The sequence below is a fragment of the Kosakonia sp. ML.JS2a genome (assembly GCF_025642095.1).
Classification (GTDB): Bacteria; Pseudomonadota; Gammaproteobacteria; order Enterobacterales; family Enterobacteriaceae.
Genome location: NZ_CP106754.1, coordinates 4,673,797 through 4,692,059, shown reverse-complemented (window position 1 = coordinate 4,692,059; position 18,263 = coordinate 4,673,797). Strand labels below are relative to the sequence as shown.

The 18,263-nt window shown below is 55.6% G+C and carries 13 protein-coding genes; 9 read left to right on the top strand and 4 right to left on the bottom strand.

From position 1 onward, the window contains the following. Positions 1–83 precede the first annotated feature (83 nt). From tamA to N7922_RS22090, 3 genes are read left to right on the top strand one after another with little or no spacing between them, the layout of a single operon-like run. The gene (tamA, locus tag N7922_RS22100; protein WP_263098292.1) at positions 84–1,817 is read left to right on the top strand and encodes an autotransporter assembly complex protein TamA; all 1,734 of its coding nucleotides are present in this window, start codon (positions 84–86) and stop codon (positions 1,815–1,817) included. Beyond that, the gene (gene tamB / locus N7922_RS22095) at positions 1,814–5,590 is read left to right on the top strand and encodes an autotransporter assembly complex protein TamB (RefSeq protein WP_263098291.1); all 3,777 of its coding nucleotides are present in this window, start codon (positions 1,814–1,816) and stop codon (positions 5,588–5,590) included. Before tamA ends, tamB begins: the two co-directional genes overlap by 4 nt. A gap of 2 nt (positions 5,591–5,592) precedes the next feature. Further along, complete coding sequence (locus N7922_RS22090; protein ID WP_263098290.1) at positions 5,593–5,940, top strand: gamma-glutamylcyclotransferase; 348 nt, start codon at positions 5,593–5,595, stop codon at positions 5,938–5,940. A 160-nt stretch (positions 5,941–6,100) separates the two neighbouring features. On the opposite strand, the gene ppa is transcribed toward N7922_RS22090, so the two are convergent. After that, positions 6,101–6,631 carry an inorganic diphosphatase gene (gene ppa, locus N7922_RS22085; protein ID WP_263098289.1) on the bottom strand — a complete coding sequence of 177 codons (531 nt, stop codon included), beginning with the start codon at positions 6,629–6,631 and terminating at the stop codon, positions 6,101–6,103. A 400-nt stretch (positions 6,632–7,031) separates the two neighbouring features. On the opposite strand from ppa, the gene ytfQ reads away from it, so the two are divergent. The 5 genes from ytfQ to N7922_RS22060 all read left to right on the top strand — a co-directional run bounded on the left by ytfQ (position 7,032) and on the right by N7922_RS22060 (position 13,299). After that, a complete protein-coding gene (ytfQ, locus tag N7922_RS22080; RefSeq protein WP_061498330.1) occupies positions 7,032–7,988 on the top strand; it encodes a galactofuranose ABC transporter substrate-binding protein YtfQ in 957 nt (318 codons plus the stop codon). Positions 7,989–8,099: 111 nt separating this feature from the next. Continuing rightward, positions 8,100–9,602, top strand: coding sequence for a galactofuranose ABC transporter, ATP-binding protein YtfR (gene ytfR, locus N7922_RS22075; RefSeq protein ID WP_263098288.1), 1,503 nt, complete (start codon positions 8,100–8,102; stop codon positions 9,600–9,602). A 10-nt stretch (positions 9,603–9,612) separates the two neighbouring features. After that, entirely contained in the window at positions 9,613–10,638 is a 1,026-nt protein-coding gene (gene ytfT / locus N7922_RS22070; RefSeq protein ID WP_263098287.1) for a galactofuranose ABC transporter, ATP-binding protein YtfT, read from the top strand. Beyond that, entirely contained in the window at positions 10,625–11,623 is a 999-nt protein-coding gene (gene yjfF, locus N7922_RS22065) for a galactofuranose ABC transporter, permease protein YjfF (RefSeq protein WP_263098286.1), read from the top strand. Before ytfT ends, yjfF begins: the two co-directional genes overlap by 14 nt. A gap of 110 nt (positions 11,624–11,733) precedes the next feature. Then, positions 11,734–13,299: a methyl-accepting chemotaxis protein gene (locus tag N7922_RS22060; protein ID WP_263098285.1), complete on the top strand. Its 1,566-nt coding sequence runs from the start codon at positions 11,734–11,736 to the stop codon at positions 13,297–13,299. Between the two features lie 75 nt (positions 13,300–13,374). Here N7922_RS22060 and fbp read toward each other — a convergent pair whose 3' ends face one another. Continuing rightward, complete coding sequence (gene fbp, locus N7922_RS22055; protein ID WP_263098284.1) at positions 13,375–14,373, bottom strand: class 1 fructose-bisphosphatase; 999 nt, start codon at positions 14,371–14,373, stop codon at positions 13,375–13,377. Between the two features lie 279 nt (positions 14,374–14,652). Here fbp and mpl point away from each other — a divergent pair, with 279 nt between their 5' ends. After that, positions 14,653–16,035: a UDP-N-acetylmuramate:L-alanyl-gamma-D-glutamyl-meso-diaminopimelate ligase gene (gene mpl, locus N7922_RS22050; protein ID WP_263098283.1), complete on the top strand. Its 1,383-nt coding sequence runs from the start codon at positions 14,653–14,655 to the stop codon at positions 16,033–16,035. A 63-nt stretch (positions 16,036–16,098) separates the two neighbouring features. Here the strand turns inward: mpl and N7922_RS22045 are convergent, their stop codons facing one another. After that, entirely contained in the window at positions 16,099–17,307 is a 1,209-nt protein-coding gene (locus tag N7922_RS22045; RefSeq protein WP_263100978.1) for an aldose 1-epimerase family protein, read from the bottom strand. A gap of 308 nt (positions 17,308–17,615) precedes the next feature. Further along, positions 17,616–18,170 carry a ribosome biogenesis factor YjgA gene (yjgA, locus tag N7922_RS22040; protein ID WP_263098282.1) on the bottom strand — a complete coding sequence of 185 codons (555 nt, stop codon included), beginning with the start codon at positions 18,168–18,170 and terminating at the stop codon, positions 17,616–17,618. Positions 18,171–18,263 lie beyond the last annotated feature (93 nt).

Below are 18,263 nucleotides of genomic sequence, written 5' to 3'. Positions count from 1 at the left end.
TCACAAAGGCGGAGCAGGGCTCAGCGCGGAGCTGCGCTTACGTTTCCTTCCAGGGGTGGGAACAAGGATATTCAGGAGAGAACGTGCCAAAGATCCGTCTTTTATGTTTTGCCGGTTTGTTGCTGGCGAGCGAAACGGCTTTCGCTGCCAATGTGCGATTGCAACTGGAGGGGCTGACCGGGGCGCTGCAAAAAAATGTGCGCGCCCAGTTATCCACGATCCAGAGTGATGAAGTTACGCCTGACAGACGTTTTCAGGCACGCGTGGATGATGCCATTCGCGAAGGGTTAAAAGCGTTAGGCTATTACGAGCCTACCATTGATTTTGAACTGCGCCCGCCGCCGGAAAAGGGACGACAGGTGCTGATCGCGCGGGTTTCGCCAGGCGAACCCGTGCGGATTGGCGGCACCGACGTGATCCTGCGCGGCGGTGCGCGTACCGACAGTGACTACCTCGATTTACTCAAAACACGCCCGGCCAACGGCACGGTGCTCAATCACAGCGACTATGACGGTTTTAAAAAAAGCCTCACCAACGTCGCGCTGCGTAAAGGTTACTTCGATAGCCAGTTCAATAAGAGCCAGTTGGGCGTCGCCCTCGACAGGCATCAGGCGTTCTGGGATATCGACTATGACAGCGGTCAGCGCTACCGGTTTGGCGCGGTAACATTTGAAGGATCGCAAATCCGCGACGAGTACCTGCAAAACCTGGTGCCTTTTCACCAGGGCGATTATTACCAGACCAAAGACCTGGCGGAACTGAACCGCCGTCTGTCTGCTACCGGCTGGTTCAAGTCGGTAGTGGTGGCGCCGGAGTTTGATAAAGCGCGGCAAACCAAAGTGTTGCCGCTGAAGGGCGTGGTCTCGCCGCGTACGGAAAACACCATTGAAACCGGGGTGGGTTACTCCACAGATGTGGGGCCGCGTGTGAAAGCGACGTGGAAAAAGCCGTGGATGAACTCCTACGGTCACAGTCTGACCACCAGCATGAGCGTCTCCGCGCCGGAGCAGCAACTGGATTTCAGTTATAAGATGCCGCTGCTGAAAAACCCGCTTGAACAATACTATCTGGTGCAGGGCGGTTTTAAGCGCACTGACCTGAACGATACGCAAGCCGACTCCACTACGCTGGCGCTTTCGCGCTACTGGGACCTCTCCAGCGGCTGGCAGCGCGCCATTAACCTGCGCTGGAGCCTTGACCACTTTACGCAAGCCAGCGTCACCAATACCACCATGTTGCTCTACCCTGGCGTGATGATCAGCCGCACCCGCTCTCGCGGCGGCCTGATGCCGACCTGGGGCGACTCCCAGCGCTACTCGGTGGATTATTCCAACACCGCATGGGGATCGGATGTCGACTTCCTCGTCTTGCAGGCGCAAAACGTCTGGATCCGCACGCTCTACGATCGCCACCGTTTTGTGGTGCGCGGCAACCTGGGATGGATCGAGACCGGCGACTTTGATCGTGTACCGCCGGATCTGCGCTTCTTCGCCGGGGGCGATCGCAGCATTCGTGGTTACAAATACAAATCCATCGCGCCAAAAGATGACGATGGCAAGCTGATCGGTGCCTCAAAACTGGCGACCGGCTCGCTGGAGTATCAGTACAACGTCACCGGGAAATGGTGGGGCGCAGCGTTTATCGACAGCGGCGAAGCGGTCAGCGATATCCGCCGGAGCGACATTAAAACCGGCGCGGGTGTTGGCGTGCGCTGGCAGTCGCCTGTCGGGCCAATCAAACTCGATTTTGCCGTTCCGGTCGGCGACAAAGAGGAGCATGGGGTGCAGTTTTACATCGGTCTGGGGCCAGAATTATGAGTTTATGGAAGAAAATCAGCCTCGGCGTACTGGTGTTTATCCTGTTAGTGCTGGGGACGGTCGCTTTTCTGGTGGGGACCACCAGCGGGCTTCATCTGCTGTTTAAGGCGGCGAACCGCTGGGTGCCGGGGCTGCACATTACTCAGGTAACGGGCGGCTGGCGCGATCTGACGCTGAAAAACCTGCGTTACGATCAGCCCGGCGTGGCGGTGAACGCCGGGGAAATCCACCTGGCGATGAATCTGGGCTGTTTGCGCAGCAGTAGCCTGTGCGTCAACGATCTGTCGTTGAAAGATATCAACGTGGCGATCGACAGTAAAAAGATGCCGCCAGCCGCCCCTGTGCAGGAAGAGGAGAGCGGGCCGCTGAACCTCTCCACGCCGTACCCGATTACGCTCAGCCGGGTGGCGATGAACAATGTGAATATCAAGATTGACGATACAACCGTCTCGGTGATGGATTTCAGTTCCGGGCTGAGCTGGGAAGAGAAAAACCTGACGCTGAAACCCACCTCATTGCAAGGGCTGCTGATTGCGCTGCCGAAAGTGGCGAAGGTGGCGCAGGAAGAGGTGGTTGAACCGAAAATCCACAACCCGCAGCCGCAGGAAAAGCCACTCGGCGAAACGCTGAAAGCGCTGTTTGCCAAACCGCTGTTACCGGAAATGGCCGATGTGCATTTGCCGCTCAATCTTAATATTGAGTCGTTTCGCGGTGAGCAACTGCGACTCACCGGCGACACAGATATTCTGGTGCGCAGCCTGTTGCTGAAAGTGAGCAGCCTTGACGGGCAAATGACGCTCGATGCGCTGGATATCGACTCGAACCAGGGGCTGGTCAGCGCCACGGGCCGCGCGCAATTGCGTGATAACTGGCCGGTGGATTTTACCCTCAACAGCACGTTGAATGTGGAGCCGCTAAAAGGCGAAAAGGTGAAGCTGCAGGTTGGCGGCGACGTGCGCCAACAGCTCACTATGGATGTGAACCTCTCCGGCCCGGTGGATATGACGCTGCGGGCGCAAACGCAACTGGCGCAGGCCGGTTTGCCGCTGGAGGTTGCAATGACCAGTAAGCAACTCTACTGGCCGTTTACCGGTGAGAAACAGTATCAGGCGGATGATGTCTCGCTGACGCTGACCGGCAAGATGATCGACTACACGCTGGCGTTTCGTACGGCGGTGAAAGGGCAGGATCTGCCGCCCGCCGCCATCCGGCTAGATGCAAAAGGCAATGAGCAGCAAATCAGCCTCGATAAGCTGACCATTGCGGCGCTGGAAGGGACAACCGAGCTTACGGCGCTGCTCGACTGGCAGCAGGCGATCAGCTGGCGCGGCGAACTGGCGTTGAACGGGATTGACACGGCAAAAGCCTTCCCGGCATGGCCGTCAAAACTGAATGGCCTGATCAAAACGCGCGGTAGCCTGTACGGCGGTAGCTGGCAGGTGGATGTGCCGGAACTGAAGCTGAACGGTAACGTGAAAAACAATAAGGTGAATGTCGCCGGGCAACTGAAGGGCAATAGCTATTTACAATGGATCATCCCCGGTTTGCATCTGGAGTTGGGGCGTAACAGGGCAGATATCAAAGGTGAACTGGGGGTAAAAGATCTCAATCTTGACGCCAATATTGATGCGCCAGGCCTGGATAACGCGCTGCCGGGCCTTGGCGGCAGCGCCAAAGGCGTAGTGAACATTCGCGGCACGGTCGATGCGCCGCAAGCGCTGGCGGACATCACAGCCAATAATCTGCGCTGGCAGGATCTTTCCGTTGCCCGTGTGCGGGCCGACGGGGATGTGACATCCAGCGATCAAATCGCCGGGAAGCTCAATGTGCGCGTGGAGCGTATTGCGCAACCGGGTGTCAACCTGGGCCTGGTGACGCTGGCTGCGGAGGGGAGCGAAAAACAGCACACCTTACAGTTGCGTGTGCAGGGAGAGCCGGTTTCCGGGCAACTGGATTTGGCGGGGAGTTTCGATCGCCAGGCGCAGCGCTGGAAAGGCTCGCTCAGTAATACGCGCTTTGCCACCCCGGTAGGGCCGTGGTCGATCAACCGGCCAATCACGCTGGATTACCGGAACCTGGAGCAGAAAATCGCCATTGGCCCGCACTGCTGGCTTAATCCCAACGCCGAGCTGTGCGTGCCGCAACCGATTGATGCCGGGGCGGAAGGGCACGCGCTGGTGAACCTTAACCGTTTCGACCTCGCCATGCTGAAGCCTTTTATGCCGGAGACCACCCAGGCGAGCGGCGTGTTCAGCGGTAAAGCCGATGTGAGCTGGGACACGACAAAGGCCGGGCTGCCGCAGGGGCAGGTGACGCTCGTCGGACGTAACGTGAAGGTGACGCAGGTGGTGAACGATGCGCCGTTACCGGTGGCGTTTGATACCCTGAACCTGAACGCCCAACTGCGTAACGACCGCGCCGATCTCGGCTGGCTGATTCGGCTGACCAACAATGGGCAGTTTGATGGTCAGGTGCAGGTCACCGATCCGCAAGGGCGACGGAATCTGGGCGGCAACGTCAATATCCGCAACTTCTCGCTGGCGATGGCCAATGCCATCTTCAGCCGGGGTGAAAAAGCGGCGGGTACGCTGAACGCCAATTTGCGACTGGGTGGAAACGCGCAGAACCCGCAACTGTTCGGGCAACTGGGGTTGAACGGACTGGATGTCGAAGGCAACTTTATGCCGTTCGACATGCAGCCCAGTCAGCTGGCGATAAATTTCAACGGTACGAGCTCCGTGCTTCAGGGCGTGGTGCGCACCGGTCAGGGGCAGATTAACCTCAGCGGTGATGCAGACTGGAGCCAGATCAATAACTGGCGCGCGCGGGTGGCGGCGAAGGGCAGCAAAGTGCGCATTACCGTGCCGCCGATGGTGCGGCTGGATGTGTCGCCGGATGTGGTGTTTGAAGCCACACCCAGCCTGTTTACGCTTGACGGCAGTGTGGATGTGCCGTGGGCGCGGATTGTGGTGCATGACGTGCCGGAAAGCGCAGTCGGCGTCTCTGGCGATGAGGTGATGCTTAACGATCAACTGAAACCTGAGAAACCGCAAAGCACGTCGATCCCGATCAACAGTAATCTGGTTATCCACGTTGGCAACAATGTGCGTCTGGATGCGTTTGGCCTCAAAGCGCGGCTGACCGGCGACCTGAAAGTGGCACAGGATAAGCAAGGGTTGGGGCTTAACGGGCAGATCACGATCCCGGAAGGGCGTTTCCACGCTTATGGCCAGGATTTGATTGTGCGCAAAGGGGAACTGCTGTTCTCCGGTCCGCCGGATCAGCCCCTGCTGAATATTGAGGCGATCCGTAACCCGGATGCGACGGAGAATGATGTGATTGCCGGGGTTCGCGTGACCGGGACTGCCGATGAACCTAAAGCGGAGATCTTCTCCGATCCGGCGATGTCGCAGCAGGAAGCGCTTTCTTACCTGCTTCGCGGGCAGGGTCTGGACAGTGAACAGAGCGATAGCGCCGCAATGACCTCAATGCTTGTAGGCCTGGGGGTTGCACAAAGTGGGCAGGTTGTGGGTAAAATCGGCGAGACGTTTGGCGTAAGCAATCTGGCGCTGGATACTCAGGGGGTAGGCGACTCCTCCCAGGTAGTGGTCAGTGGCTACGTGCTGCCGGGTCTGCAGGTAAAATATGGTGTCGGAATTTTTGACTCACTGGCGACTCTCACGTTACGTTATCGCCTGATGCCTAAGCTGTATCTTGAAGCGGTGTCTGGCGTAGATCAGGCACTTGATTTGCTCTATCAGTTTGAGTTTTAGCAATGCGAATATTTGTCTACGGCAGTTTACGAAGCAAACAAGGCAACAGCCACTGGATGACCAATGCACAGTGGCTGGGGGATTTTTGCGTCGAAAATCATCAGCTGTTTAGTCTGGGGCATTACCCGGGTGCGGTACCGGGCGAAGGAAGCGTACAGGGCGAAGTGTATCGCATCGATGCGGCAACGCTCGGTGAGCTGGATGCGCTGCGCACCGCTGGCGGCGAATATAAACGCCAGTTGATCCAGACGCCGTATGGCAGCGCCTGGATGTATGTGTATCAACGTTCGGTTGAAGGCAAGACTTTTATCGAAAGTGGTAACTGGCTCGACAGAGAAAAGTACCAGTAATCGTTGTTCTCAGAGAACCGCGCCGCAGGGCGCGGTTTTTTTATGCCTAATCACCCGCGCCGATGTTCATCTGCAATGCTTTCGCTTCATTGCAACAGGCAGGGGCGAAAAAAAACCTCTGCACCGCGTGAGCGGTCAGAGGTTTTTCAGAAAAAACGGATTACTTCTTCGCTGCGCGTTCGAAGGAGGCAACGATTTCAGCTTTAGCGGCTTCCGCGTTGTCCCAACCGTCAACTTTCACCCATTTGCCTTTTTCGAGGTCTTTGTAGTGCTCGAAGAAGTGGGTGATCTGCGCTTTCAGCAGTTCCGGCAGGTCGTTCACATCTTTGATGTGATCGTACTCTTTGCTCAGTTTGGTATGCGGAACGGCAACCAGTTTCGCATCTTCACCGGATTCGTCAGTCATTTTCAGCACGCCAACCGGGCGGCAACGAATCACAGAGCCTGGCTCCAGCGGGTACGGCGTCGGGACCAGCACGTCTACCGGATCGCCATCCAGAGAAAGGGTGTGGTTGATGTAGCCGTAGTTGCACGGGTAGAACATCGCGGTGGACATAAAGCGGTCAACAAACAGCGCGCCGCTGTCTTTGTCCACTTCGTATTTGATCGGATCTGCGTTAGCCGGAATTTCGATAACGACGTAGATATCTTCTGGCAGATCTTTACCCGCCGGAACGTTCAGTAAGCTCATGTTTGTTTCCTTTAAAATGTGTGGCAAACAAGTGCCGGGTATTATAGCCAACTGAAGACGAAAGTCTTCGCCTGTTTTAATTTCCTCACATTTTATACACGGTTATTAGCCTCTTTTTATGACCATTTTGTCCATAACCATAGCAGCATACTGAATAATATTTTGTAAGCGATTACAGTGAGATCTTCGCTACTTTTCAATGCAGTAAATTTCTGCAATTTCAATGGATAATTGTGGTGAGTTAAAACGCCCCTTTTCGCGCGCCAGATCGCAACTGACTCACAACAATTCGTTCACTTTTCCGATTTGTGATGTAACGCATTTTGTTACATCCCCGATTGTCTATAGTTTTCCCCGCAGGTGAAGTTGTAGCCAACAATAACCCTACGAGGATGCTCTTATGTGGAAGCGCTTACTTCTTGTCACAGCAGTTTCGGCAGCCATGTCGTCTATGGCGATGGCCGCCCCTTTAACCGTAGGATTTTCGCAGGTTGGATCCGAATCCGGCTGGCGAGCCGCTGAAACCAACGTTGCGAAAAGCGAAGCCAGCAAGCGCGGCATTACGCTGAAAATCGCTGACGGTCAGCAAAAACAGGAAAACCAGATCAAAGCGGTGCGTTCGTTCATCGCTCAGGGCGTGGATGCCATCTTTATCGCTCCGGTGGTCGCTACAGGTTGGGAACCGGTACTGAAAGAGGCGAAAGACGCACAGATTCCGGTCTTCCTGCTCGACCGCTCCATTGATGTAAAAGACAAATCGCTCTATATGACCACCGTCACCGCCGACAACGTGCTGGAAGGCAAGCTGATTGGCGACTGGCTGGTGAAAACCGTGGCCGGTAAACCTTGCAACGTCGTTGAACTGCAAGGCACCGTCGGCGCAAGCGTCGCTATCGATCGTAAGAAAGGCTTTGCGGAAGCCATCTCCAAAGCGTCTAACATCAAAATCATTCGCTCCCAGTCCGGCGACTTTACCCGCAGTAAAGGTAAAGAGGTGATGGAGAGCTTTATCAAGGCGGAAAACAACGGCAAAAACATCTGCATGGTTTACGCCCACAACGATGACATGGTGATCGGTGCGATTCAGGCGATTAAAGAAGCGGGCCTGAAACCGGGCAAAGACATTCTTACTGGTTCTATCGATGGCGTACCGGACATCTACAAAGCGATGATCGATGGCGAAGCCAACGCCAGCGTAGAGTTGACGCCGAACATGGCCGGCCCGGCGTTCGACGCGCTGGAAAAATTCAAAAAAGATGGCACCCAGCCGCCGAAGCTGACCATTACCAAATCGACGCTCTATCTGCCGGACACGGCGAAAGAAGAGTTAGAGAAGAAGAAAAACATGGGTTACTAACCCGCTCTCCACCGAGGAGAGTTCTGATAACCCTCTCCCCCACCGGGGAGAGGGCAGGGTGAGGGGAAAACCCTGTGATCGTCCGGGAAATACCGTGAAGTGGAGAGGACCATGACCGACGAAGCACACCAGGAGATTTTGCGAACCGAGGGCTTAAGTAAATTCTTTCCCGGCGTAAAAGCGCTTGATAACGTCGATTTTAGCCTGCGTCGCGGCGAAATCATGGCCTTACTCGGGGAGAACGGCGCGGGGAAATCCACGCTGATTAAGGCCCTGACCGGGGTCTACCACGCTGATAAAGGCACTATCTGGCTGGAAGGCCAGGAAATCCGCCCGAAAAATACCGCCCACGCTCAGCAACTGGGTATCGGGACGGTTTATCAGGAAGTCAATCTGCTGCCCAATATGTCGGTGGCGGATAACCTGTTTATTGGCCGCGAACCGCGGCGTTTTGGTTTGCTACGCCGCAAAGAGATGGAAACGCGCGCCACGGCGTTGATGGAATCCTACGGTTTCTCGCTGGATGTGCGCGAGCCGCTCAACCGCTACTCGGTGGCGATGCAGCAGATTGTGGCGATCTGCCGTGCAATCGATCTGTCGGCGAAAGTGCTGATCCTCGATGAACCCACCGCCAGCCTCGACACTCAGGAAGTGGAAATGCTGTTTACCCTGATGCGCCAGCTCAGCGCCCAGGGCGTCAGCCTGATTTTTGTCACCCACTTTCTCGACCAGGTTTACGAAGTCAGCGATCGCATTACCGTACTGCGCAACGGCGGTTTCGTCGGCTGCCGCCCCACCAGTGAACTGCCGCAAATCGAGCTGGTGAAAATGATGCTGGGGCGCGAACTGGACAGCAACGCGCTGCAACGCGCCGGACGTACGCTGTTGAGCGAAAAACCGGTGGCGGCCTTTAACGATTTTGGCAAAAAAGGGGTCATTTCCCCCTTCAATCTTGACGTGCGCCCCGGCGAAATCGTTGGTCTGGCCGGGTTACTCGGCTCCGGGCGTACCGAAACCGCTGAGGTCATCTTCGGCATCAAACCGGCCGACAGCGGGAGCGCCACCATCAAAGGCAAACCGCAAACGCTGCGCTCACCGCATCAGGCGTCGTGCCTGGGCATTGGTTTTTGCCCGGAAGATCGTAAAACGGACGGCATTATCGCTGCCGCATCGGTCCGGGAAAATATTGTGTTGGCGCTACAGGCGCAGCGCGGCTGGTTGCGTCCTATTGCCCGTAAAGAGCAGAACGCCATCGCCGAACGCTTTATTCGCCAGCTTGGCATTCGTACCCCCAGCGCCGAGCAGCCCATTGAGTTCCTCTCCGGGGGAAACCAGCAAAAAGTGTTGCTCTCACGCTGGCTGCTGACCCGACCGCAATTCCTGATCCTCGATGAGCCGACGCGCGGCATTGATGTTGGCGCTCACGCCGAGATCATTCGCCTGATCGAAACCCTGTGTGCCGATGGTCTGGCGCTACTGGTTATTTCGTCAGAACTGGAAGAGCTGGTGGGCTATGCGGATCGGGTGATTATCATGCGCGATCGCAAACAGGTGGCGGAGATCCCGCTCGCTGAACTGTCGGTCCCGGCGATCATGAATGCCATTGCGGCATAAGGAGTAGAGTGTGATGCCTCAATCTCTTGGGCAAACCGGGTCGCCCAGGCGGCGTATTAGCTGGCCAACCGGCACGCCGCAACTGATAGCCCTGCTGCTGGTGCTGCTGGTGGACAGCCTCGTCGCGCCCCATTTCTACCAGGTGGTGCTACAGGATGGTCGCCTGTTTGGTAGCCCGATCGACATTCTTAACCGGGCCGCGCCGGTCGCATTGCTGGTGATCGGCATGACACTGGTCATCGCGACGGGTGGGATCGACCTGTCCGTGGGCGCGGTGATGGCCATTGCTGGCGCAACAGCGGCGTCGATGACCGTTGCCGGGCACAGCCTGCCAGTGGTCTTGCTGGCTGCGCTGGGGACTGGTGTCCTGGCTGGCTTGTGGAACGGCATACTGGTGGCGGTGCTGAAAATTCAGCCTTTTGTCGCCACGCTGATCCTGATGGTCGCGGGGCGCGGTGTGGCGCAGTTGATCACCTCCGGGCAAATCGTCACCTTTAACGCCCCGTCGCTGGCCTGGCTCGGCAGCGGTTCCCTGCTGCTGTTTCCGACGCCGGTCATTATCGCGCTGGTCACACTGTTGCTGTTCTGGTTGTTCACCCGCAAAACTGCGCTCGGTATGTTTATCGAAGCGGTAGGGATTAACATTCGCGCGGCGAAAAACGCCGGGGTGAATACCCGCACGGTGGTGATGTTGACCTATGTGCTGAGCGGCGTGTGTGCGGCGATAGCCGGGGTGATTGTCACGGCGGATATTCGCGGCGCCGATGCCAACAACGCCGGGTTGTGGCTGGAACTGGATGCGATCCTCGCGGTGGTGATTGGCGGGGGTTCATTAATGGGTGGGCGTTTTAACCTTGTGCTGTCGGTGGTTGGCGCATTGATTATTCAGGGGATGAATACCGGGATTTTGCTCTCCGGTTTCCAGCCAGAACTCAACCAGGTGGTGAAAGCGGTCGTGGTGATGTGCGTGCTGATTGTGCAGTCGCCGCGCTTTATCGCGATGATTAAAGGAGTGCGCGGCCATGATAAAACGTAACTTACCGCTGATGATAACGTTGGGCGTCTTCGTGCTCGGCTATCTCTACTGCCTGACGCAGTTTCCGGGGTTCGCCTCCACGCGTGTGATTTGCAACATTCTGACGGATAACGCCTTTCTCGGCATTATTGCCGTGGGCATGACGTTTGTGATCCTCTCCGGCGGCATCGATTTGTCCGTCGGGTCGGTCATCGCCTTCACCGGGGTATTTCTGGCGAAAGCCATTGGCGACTGGGGCATCTCGCCGCTGATGGCTTTTCCGCTCATTTTGATACTGGGCTGTGCATTCGGCGCCTTTATGGGGTTGCTGATTGATGCGCTAAAAATTCCTGCTTTTATCATTACCCTTGCCGGGATGTTTTTCCTGCGCGGGGTCAGTTACCTGCTGTCGGAAGAGTCGATTCCGATCAATCACCCGATTTACGACACGCTCTCAAGCCTGGCGTGGAAAATTCCCGGTGGCGGCAGACTGAGCGCTATGGGATTGCTGATGCTGGCGGTGGTGGTGATCGGTATTTTCGTCGCCCATCGCACCCGCTTCGGTAACCAGGTTTACGCCATTGGCGGCAATGCCACCTCGGCGAACCTGATGGGCATTTCCACCCGCAGCACCACCATTCGCATTTATATGCTCTCCACCGGGCTGGCGACGCTGGCAGGTATTGTCTTCTCCATTTATACCCAGGCGGGATACGCGCTGGCGGGCGTTGGCGTTGAACTGGACGCCATTGCGTCGGTGGTGATAGGCGGCACGCTGTTAAGCGGCGGTGTGGGCACGGTGCTGGGAACGTTGTTCGGTGTGGCGATTCAGGGGCTGATTCAAACCTATATCAACTTTGACGGCACGCTCAGCTCGTGGTGGACAAAAATCGCCATTGGTATTCTGTTGTTTATTTTTATCGCGTTGCAACGTGGCCTTACCGTGCTGTGGGAGAACCGCCAGAGCTCTCCTGTTACACGTGTTAGCACAAACGCTACAAAATAATAACACACTGAAATCTTTATTTTTTCCTAAAGTAATTCCGTTAGCAGTCGATAACTGACGAATGGGCTTAATTTACGCCAAAAAGTATCACTGCTACCGGAATTCACATCATGCTTAAAACGCTTTCGATCCGTACTGGTTTACTTTCGTTGTTGGCTGTTATGACTCTCCTCCTGCTGCTGGTGAGCGGCATTGGAGTGTATGCACTAAATAAAAGTTCCTCATCGCTGGAGCGTATTAGTCAGTTGCAGGGCGAGAAGATGGCGCGCCTGAGCGAAGGCTATACCCAGATCCTGCGCGCCCGTAATGAAGCGGGTCAGGCCGTGCGTATGATGGAAGTCGGCTTGCTGGATGATGCGGCAAAATCGGTCAAGATGATTAATGCCGAAATCACCCAGGGCGAAACATCCCTCACCAGCGTTATCAAGGCTGGCATCGAGGATGAAAAAGGCGCAGCGCTGCTGGCGCAGGTAGCGAAAAGCTATGGCGATTACGTCAGCCAGGGCATTACGCCGATGCAGGATGCGCTGAACAAACAGAGCGCCGACACCTATTATGAACTGCTGGAAAACAAGCTGATCCCGATCTCCCGTCAGTTCGACACCGATATGCAGGCCTTCCAGAGCTGGGGTGAAGCGCGCGGCAAAGCGGAAGTGACCGCCGTTCAGAGCAGCAAAAACGTCGTGATGATGTTGATTGTGGTGGTGGCGTTGCTGGTGGCGGGCATTATCGTGCTGGCCTGGCTGGCGCTGCGTCATATGCTGCTCAAACCACTGGAAACCTCGATACAGCAGCTTGAGCATGTGGCGGCGGGGGATTTGACGTCGACCACTACCGGAGCAGCCAGTGTCGAGTTCAACCGGCTTAACGCGGCAATTGAAGAGATGCGCCAGTCGTTGGTCGGGTCGGTGACGCGCGTGCGCGACGCCAGCTCGCAAATTGATACCGGCAGTCGTGAGCTGGCCGCTGGCAACGTCGATCTCTCCCAGCGTACCGAATCCACGGCGACATCGCTGGAGCAGACCGCCGCCAGCATGGAGCAAATCACCGCCACGGTGAAACTGAATGCCGACAACGCCGAGCAGGCGCATAAGCTGGCGCAGGCCGTCTCCGATACCGCCGATCGCGGCAGCGAAATGGTTTGCTATGTCATTGAAAAAATGCGCGATATCTCCGGAAGCTCCGATCGTATCGCCGATATTCTTAGCGTTATCGACGCCATCGCTTTCCAGACCAATATCCTTGCGTTGAACGCCGCCGTTGAAGCCGCGCGCGCCGGAGAACAGGGGCGCGGTTTCGCCGTGGTCGCGGGTGAAGTGCGTAACCTTGCCAGCCGCAGCGCCGAATCGGCGAAGGAGATCCGCTCGCTTATCAGCAGTTCGCAGGCGCAGGTATCTGAGGGAAGCGACCTGGCGATGCAGGCCGGTGAAACGATGGACGAAATCGCAGAAGAAGTGTTGCGAATGACCAAACTGATGCGCGAAATCGCCAATGCCTCGCAGGAACAGAGCCGCGGTATTGAACAGGTCAATATTGCCGTCAGCCAGATGGATGAAACGGCGCAACAGAACGCGGCGTTAGTACAACAATCTTCGGCGGCCACGCGCTCGCTGGAAGAACAATCACGTGAATTGTTGCAGGCAATGGCGTCGTTCCGCCTGCAACCTCAGGGATAAATCAGCAAAGAAAAACGCACAGTTGTGCGCTAAAAAAAACGCCACATAACGTGGCGTTTTCTCTTCTTTCCGGCCTTACGCGTCCGGGAACTCACGCATGTAGCGTTCAACATCGTCAACCATGTGCTCATTGCCGACGAAGAACGGGCGGCGCTGGTGCAGGCTTTCCGGTTGAATATCCAGAATACGCGCTTTACCGTCGCTGGCTTTACCGCCTGCCTGTTCGGCGAGGAAGGCCATCGGGTTGCATTCGTACAGCAGACGCAGTTTCCCTTCCGGGTGGCTGGCGGTGCTTGGGTAGAGGTAAATCCCACCCTTCAGCAGGTTGCGGTGGAAATCCGCCACCAGAGAACCGATGTAGCGCGTGGTATAAGGGCGGTTTGTCGCCTTATCCTCTTCCTGACAGAACTTCAGGTATTTCTTCACGCCCTGCGGGAATTTGATGTAGTTGCCTTCGTTGATGGAGTACGTGTTGCCACGCGCCGGGAAGCGCATACGCTCCTGGCACAGGCAGAAGACGCCCAGAGAAGGATCGTACGTGAAGGCATGAACGCCGCAGCCGGTGGTGTAAACCAGCATGGTTGAAGAACCATACACCACGTAACCGGCGGCAACCTGTTTGTTGCCCGGCTGCAGGAAGTCTTCCATGGTGACCGGCGTACCTACCGGCGTAATACGGCGGTAGATAGAGAAAATGGTCCCGACAGAGACGTTAACGTCGATGTTGGAAGAGCCATCCAGAGGATCCATCAGCACCACGTATTTGGCGTGCTCGCAACCTTCGAAAACGACAATTTCGTCTTCTTCTTCGGAAGCGATGCCTGCCACGATATCGCGGGCGCGGAGTGCAGCTTTCAGTTTTTCATTGGCGAACAGGTCGAGTTTTTGTTGCTCCTCACCCTGCACGTTTTCAGCACCGCTGGCACCCAGGATATCGACCAGACCGGCCTTATTGATATCACGATGGATGATCTTGGCGCCCAGTTTTATCGCCGACAGCAAAGCAGTCAGTTCACCCGTTGCATGCGAGAACTCATGCTGCTTTTCGACAATAAATTCACCTAACGTTTTCATAACACTTTCCCTGCATTTTTAATATGGAGTAAAGCGATTGTAGCCTGTGGTTTTCAGGTTGCTTAGAACAGCAAGTTCCGGATATTAAACAGCTCGCGCCGTAACAGCCAGAGCTTTCGCAAACGAAAACGCGGCGGACATACAACAATACTAACAAAGATTAAAAACTTCGCGCACAGGTGAATCGCGCCAGCTACATACGGATTATCCTGAAATGCATTTCTCAGACGTTAAACATATGAGTAAAATGTGCGCCAGTTTAAGAAAGGATAATGACGTATGCGCATTCATATTTTGGGGATTTGCGGCACTTTTATGGGCGGGCTGGCCATGCTGGCGCGCTCGCTGGGTCATCAGGTTACGGGTTCGGATACCAATATTTATCCGCCGATGAGCACCTTGCTGGAAAAAGAAGGTATTGATCTGATTCAGGGATATGACGCAAGTCAGCTCGATCCCGCGCCGGATTTGGTGATTGTTGGCAACGTGATGAAGCGCGGAAACCCGTGTGTGGAAGCGGTGCTGGAAAAAAACATTCCGTTTATGTCCGGCCCGCAATGGCTGCACGATTTTGTCCTGCGGGATCGCTGGGTTGTGGCGATTGCCGGAACGCACGGTAAAACCACCACTGCGGGCATGGCGACCTGGATCCTCGAAGCCTGTGGTTACAAACCCGGCTTTGTGATTGGCGGCGTACCGGGTAACTTCGACGTCTCCGCACGTCTGGGCGACAGCCCGTTCTTCGTGATTGAAGCTGATGAGTATGACTGCGCCTTCTTCGACAAGCGTTCCAAATTCGTCCACTACTGCCCGCGCACGCTGGTGCTCAATAACCTTGAGTTTGACCATGCGGACATCTTCGACGACCTGAAAGCGATCCAGAAGCAGTTCCACCATCTGGTGCGTATTGTGCCGGGGCAGGGGAAAATCATCTGGCCGGAAAATGACATCAATCTGAAACAGACGATGGCGATGGGCTGCTGGAGCGAACAGGAGCTGGTGGGCGAGCAGGGCCACTGGCAGGCGAAAAAACTGAACACCGATGCATCCAGTTGGGAAGTGTGGCTGGATAATGCGTGCGTGGGCCAGGTGAACTGGGGTCTGGTGGGCGAGCACAACATGCACAATGGCCTGATGGCGATTGCCGCGGCGCGCCATGTCGGCGTTGCCCCGGTGGATGCGGCGAATGCCTTGGGCTCCTTTATTAACGCCCGTCGCCGCCTTGAGCTGCGTGGCGAAGCTAATGGCGTAACGGTGTATGACGACTTTGCTCACCACCCGACGGCCATCCTCGCGACGCTGGCTGCATTGCGCGGTAAAGTTGGCGGCACCGCGAAGATCATTGCCGTGCTGGAACCGCGTTCGAACACCATGAAGATGGGGATCTGCAAAGACGACCTGGCGCCATCTTTAGGCCGCGCGGATGAAGTTTACCTGCTGCAACCGCAGCATATTCCGTGGCAGGTTGCAGAAGTGGCCGATGCCTGCGTGCAGCCTGCGTACTGGAGCGCGGATGTCGACGTGCTGGCGGACATGATTGTCAAAAGCGCACAGCCGGGCGATCACATTCTGGTCATGAGTAACGGCGGTTTTGGTGGCATTCACCAGAAACTGCTGGATGGCCTGGCGAAAAAAGCGGAAATCGCAGCCGAAAACGCCTGACCCCGGCAGTGCAAATAAAAAACCGCGCCTGGTATCCCGGCGCGGTTTTTTTATGGCTGCGGTTTACTCTTTCGCCATGGGGGTCTCAATGGCTTGCGGAGCTTTGCTGCCCTGAATCTCTTTCACGCGTTTTTCTACATCCGCCACCTGGCTGCCGTTATGCAGCAGGGTGTAGGTCAGATCAAAGCGTGTGCTCTGGCCCGGTTGCAGCTGTTTCACGCGTTTTTGCTGGCGTTCAATGGTGACCGGGTAGGCATAGCTGGTGCCCGGCTCGATGCCGGTGACGTAGCCCTGTTTTTCCGTGTCGGTGTTTTTCCACATCGTCAGCACCGGCAGTTGTTCGGTGTTGTAGCTGATGGATACGCCTTTATCGCCGGCTTTGTTCAGCAGGGCGGCGACGGTTTGTTTATTCGCGTCGGCCAGCGGTTTGATGTTAAACACCATTTCGTCGAAGCCCTTGGTTGGCCCGGCGTAGGTTTGCCACTCTTTCAGACCCGCTTTCGCGTAATCATTGAACGGGCTGACGTTTTCGTACGGCGTGATAAAGCGAGCGCCTTGTTCAAGGATCGGTTTGCCGAAGTTGCTGTGATAGATAATCTGGTAGTCGTGGGGGTAATCCGCGTGGTTGGTCAGCACATCATGCAGGCTGAAGCTGTTGCTGCCCGGAATATAGCGCAGCTCCATTTCGGTTTGCAGATCGGCTTTTTTAAAGGTGCTCTCCTTCACCAGCCCGCGAATGCGGATCTCATACGGCGCGGTTTCGCTGACGTCCACCGACACCTGTGATGCAGGCGTATTGCCCACTTTGCCATGCAGGGTGTAAATCTGCCCGTCTGCGGTGACCGGGTGGCCGGTCCATTCGTAACCGCAGCGTACGACCATCTCGTTGAAACCTTCCAGCCAGCCAAGGCCGTTACGGCTTTCGAGGTTGATAAATGCCGGGTTCACCACCTCTTTGACCGGGGAACTCCACCCCATATGCACCCCGAAGCCGTCGGCATACAGCAGGTTCATGCCGCGAGTGGGGCTCAGGGCAATAGTGAGCCCGTTTTTGCTGGTGATCTTGATGACTTTACTGCCTTCCTGTTTGCCGCCGTGCAGTACGATTTGCTCAATGCTGAACTGCTGTCCTTTGACGTTCAGCTGATCGCTGCTGATCCGCCAGTTTCCTTGTTCAATGCCGCCTTCAGCACTTGTCAGCACCCAGGTTTTCGCCATCACAGGGCCAGAAATAAGCAGCGCCAGCGCGGAAAGCATTACGGTTTTTTTCATCATTTATTCCTTTTATGCTGAATCGATTATGTTTACCACGGTTGAAATCTACGTTTTGCGCAGGCAGGAAAATGTGATCCGTTTCATCTGATGAAAATGAGCGGCAACAAGAGGTTAAATAGTTGGTATTGATAGCATTTATTTATGAAATGCAAAATATTGATAGGGATAATTTGTGAAATGCGTTGATTTTAGCTTTAACGATTCAGCCAAAATGCTCAATGCCGAAATGTCGGTAGTGTACGGCGGTAAAACAAGGGATAAATAAAAGAAAACCCTCCCGACAGGGAGGGTTGTACGTGCGGTTATCAGGCGTCGTTACTCTCAGCCAGTTCGCGCAGATACTGGAAGATCAACCGCGCGGACTTCGGCGGTTTGTTGCCTTCTTTCTCTTTTTGGGCGTTGCGGATAAGTGAACGCAATTGCTGACGATCGGCCTCCGGCCACAGATTCAGCACATCCGGTACGGCATCGTCGCCCTCTTCAATCAGACGGTCGCGCAAATGCTCCAGCTTGTGGAAAAACGCCACCTGCTGGTTATGACGGTTTTTCAGCTTATCCAGCGCCTGGCGGATAGGATCCACATCGCGTTGACGAAGCATTTTGCCAATCAATTGCAACTGACGGCGACGACCCTCTTTCTTAATGCGCTGCGCCAGTTCAATGGCATCGCGCAGGTCCGGGTCCAGCGGGAGTTTATCCAGCGCGTTTTTGCCCAGCTCTACCATTTCTGCGCCAAGCTGCTTTAACTCTTCAGCATCGCGCTTAATTTCACTCTTACTGACCCAGATGATCTCATCATCTTCGTCTTCAATATCATCACCGGGCACGTCGTCGAGCCAGTCGTCGGGCTGCTTTGTCATCTCAGGCTCCTTAAAAAAAGAGGCTAATGTTACCAGTTAAGGCGCGCACTGAAAAACGGTTCTCTGTTAGACTTCAGAGATTCTCTCCCTTAA